Genomic DNA, 2,458 nt, shown 5'->3' with positions numbered 1-2,458 from the left:
GCGGATGGCGAGGCCGTCATAGTCGCCGATGATCGCCTTCAGCTCGTCGGGCGTCTTGCCCGTAATCTCGTCCACCTCGACCCCGCGCTCGCGGAAGATCTGGGCGGCGCGCGGGTCCATCTTGTCGGAAATCAGTACCTTGGGCATGGAGATAGTCCTTGTTCTTGGACGTCATGTCAGCGCAGGCTGGCATCCATGTCTCTCGCGGGTCATCGACCAGTCGGGAGAGAGATAGGCCCCGGCCTCCGCCGGGGCGACGGATAGGAATTAAGCCGCGCGGGCGGTCTGGAAGGCCCAGTCGAGCCACGGCCCGAGCGCCTCGACATCCGCCGCATCGACGGTGGCGCCGCACCAGATGCGCAGGCCCGGGGGCGCGTCGCGATAGCCCGCCACGTCATAGGCGGCGTCCTCCGCCTCCAGCAGCGCCGCCATCTTCTTGACGAGCGCGAGCTTGCCCGCATCGTCCAGCCCGGCGACCGCGCTGTCCGCGAACTTCAGGCAGACGCTGGTGTTGGATCGCGTCGCGGGATCGGCGGCGAGATGCTCGATCCAGTCGGTCCGCTGGACCCACGCGTCGAGTGCTGCGGCATTTGCGTCGGCGCGGCCGATCAAAGCGGTCAGGCCGCCCTGCCCCAGCGCCCATTCCAGGCTCCAGATCACGTCCTCGACCGCCAGCAGCGACGGCGTGTTGATCGTGTCGCCCTTGAAGATCGTGTCGTTGAGCTTGCCGCCTTTCGTCATGCGGAAGATCTTCGGCAGCGGCCAGGCGGGCGTATAGCTTTCCAGCCGCTCGACCGCGCGCGGGCCGAGGATCAGCACGCCGTGCGCGCCCTCCCCGCCCAGCACCTTCTGCCAGGAGAAGGTGACGACATCGAGCTTGTCCCACGGCAGGTCGGCCGCGAACACGCCGCTGGTCGCGTCGCAGATGGCGAGGCCCTGACGGTCGTCGGCGATCCAGTCGCCGTTCGGCACGCGCACACCGCTGGTCGTGCCGTTCCAGGTGAAGACCACGTCGGTCGACCAGTCGACCGCGTTCAGATCGGGCAGCTCGCCATAGGGCGCCTTCATCACCGTGGCGTCGATCTTCAGCTGCTTGACGACGTCGGTCACCCAGCCCTCGCCGAAGCTCTCCCACGCCAGCATCGTCGCCGGGCGCGCGCCCAGCATCGACCACAGGCACATCTCGACCGCGCCGGTGTCCGACGCGGGAACGATGCCGATGCGGTGCGTGTCGGGCAGCTTCAGCATGTGGCGCGTCATGTCCATCGCGTGGACAATGCGGCTCTTGCCGAGCTTGGAGCGGTGCGACCGGCCGAGGCTGGCGGTGGCGAGCTGCTCGGCGCTCCAGCCCGGAGGCTTGGCGCAGGGACCCGAAGAAAAATGGGGGCGAGCCGGCTTGGCCGCCGGCTTGGGGAAGTCCGTCAATGTATCTCTCCTCGCAGAGAGCACGCGCCGCGTTGGGACGGCGTGGCCCGCCGACGGCCCTAGCGTCGCGGGGCAGAGAGTCAACGGGAATGCGGGGAGTCCAAGCACCTAACCGGTGATCTCTCACATCGGTCGTGCTGAAGAAGGTCGAGCACCCTCGACCGACCTCGCCATTCTGAACCTTAGAGATTAGATGATACCGCAGTCCCAAAGAAGGAACGCCACAGGTGCCGAGATGGCTGTAGACAGAACGTTATGGGCAGCCACCTTTTCGGACGACCTGCCGCATTGGCAATGCCCGACCTGTAGGAAAGGATTTCTCTCGATCAGCGCAGACAAGCTAATGATCAAAGAGACTGGCCCGTCCAAGGCGGTACATGCCCATGACGCGTGGGAGCCAGATTGGATAGTCAACAGATTCGTCGGATTTCTCGAATGCAGCGTACCGGCTTGCAAGGAGTTGGTTACGGTGAGCGGTACGTCTAGCATATCACATGATCAGGTCGATTTTGACGAGTATGTCACGACGCGATATTTCAACGTCGAGATGCTATCGCCTACGCCCATAGCAATCTCATATCCCGAGCAGACGCCGCAGCCCATTATTGACGCCATTGCGAAGGCATCGGCTTTGATTTGGTCCAGCCCAGAATCTGCAGCAAATCATATTCGTCAATCTGTCGAAATTCTAATGGATGATGCAGCAATCCCTGAACGAACTGCCGATGGAGAGTTCATTAGTCTACATAAGCGGATAAAAACATTTCAAATGTCGGACAGTGAGAACGGCGACGTTCTTCTTGCGACAAAGTGGCTTGGAAATGGCGGCAGCCATGTAGGCGGCGTCAGTCGTGACGATCTACTGGATGCCTTCGATATGATCGAATTCGTTTTAGAGTCCGTTTCAGAACTCACGCTGAGCGAGCGATGCGCCTGACGAGCACCATCGCCGCGGCAGCGTAGAGGAAGGCAGTGGCGGAGCCTATCGTGGCTTCGAAGTCCTTGGCCAGTCGCCGGTTGCGACCGAGCCATG

The 2,458-nt window shown here is 62.6% G+C and carries 2 protein-coding genes and 1 pseudogene; 1 reads left to right on the top strand and 2 read right to left on the bottom strand.

Going from position 1 to position 2,458, the window contains the following annotated elements; all coding sequences use genetic code 11:
- Nucleotides 1-267: 267 nt before the first annotated feature.
- The gene (locus ACOJSF_RS05525; protein ID WP_420141224.1) at nucleotides 268-1,425 is read right to left on the bottom strand and encodes a phosphoserine transaminase; all 1,158 of its coding nucleotides are present in this window, start codon (nucleotides 1,423-1,425) and stop codon (nucleotides 268-270) included.
- Between the two features lie 469 nt (nucleotides 1,426-1,894).
- Here ACOJSF_RS05525 and ACOJSF_RS05520 point away from each other — a divergent pair, with 469 nt between their 5' ends.
- Nucleotides 1,895-2,362, top strand: coding sequence for a DUF4145 domain-containing protein (locus tag ACOJSF_RS05520; RefSeq protein WP_420141223.1), 468 nt, complete (start codon nucleotides 1,895-1,897; stop codon nucleotides 2,360-2,362).
- Here the strand turns inward: ACOJSF_RS05520 and ACOJSF_RS05515 are convergent.
- Nucleotides 2,337-2,458: pseudogene (locus tag ACOJSF_RS05515) on the bottom strand (IS5/IS1182 family transposase); the annotation flags it as partial. The gene ACOJSF_RS05520 and the pseudogene ACOJSF_RS05515 overlap by 26 nt on opposite strands.

This window comes from Sphingomonas sp. (assembly GCF_048594985.1).
GTDB lineage: Bacteria > Pseudomonadota > Alphaproteobacteria > Sphingomonadales > Sphingomonadaceae > Sphingomonas_I.
This window is presented reverse-complemented; position numbering and strand designations above follow the sequence as displayed.